Raw genomic sequence first — 331 nt, 5'->3', positions numbered from 1 at the left:
CGCGCTGCCGGGCGCACGCGCGCTGGACCTGCAGGCCGTCTCGCGGGTGGACAGCGCCGGCCTGGCGCTGCTCGCCGAACTTGCCGCGCGCCTGCGTGCCCAGGGCCAGGCCGAGGTCGCCATCCACGGCGCCCCGGCCGGCCTGACCGACCTGAGCGCCGCCTACCGGCTGGCCTCGACCCTGGACTTCCACTCTCCCCCTGCGGCGAGCTGACACATGAACGTGCTGCGTATCCTCACCTCCCTGACCCTGGCCGCCGCCCTGGGCGCCTGCGCTGGCGCGCCCAAGCGCACGCCGCCACCGCCGCCGCCGGTGGCACAGACCGCGCCG

Annotated in this window: 1 protein-coding gene; it reads left to right on the top strand. The window is 77.3% G+C overall.

All coding sequences use genetic code 11. From position 1 onward, the window contains the following. On the top strand, window positions 1-214 hold a 214-nt coding region (locus D588_RS0121680), incomplete at its 5' end, for an STAS domain-containing protein (RefSeq protein ID WP_017917494.1). Between the last annotated feature and the right edge of the window lie 117 nt (window positions 215-331).

It is taken from the genome of Xanthomonas sp. SHU 308 (genome assembly GCF_000364645.1).
GTDB classification, from domain to species: Bacteria; Pseudomonadota; Gammaproteobacteria; order Xanthomonadales; family Xanthomonadaceae; genus Xanthomonas_A; species Xanthomonas_A sontii.
This window is presented reverse-complemented; position numbering and strand designations above follow the sequence as displayed.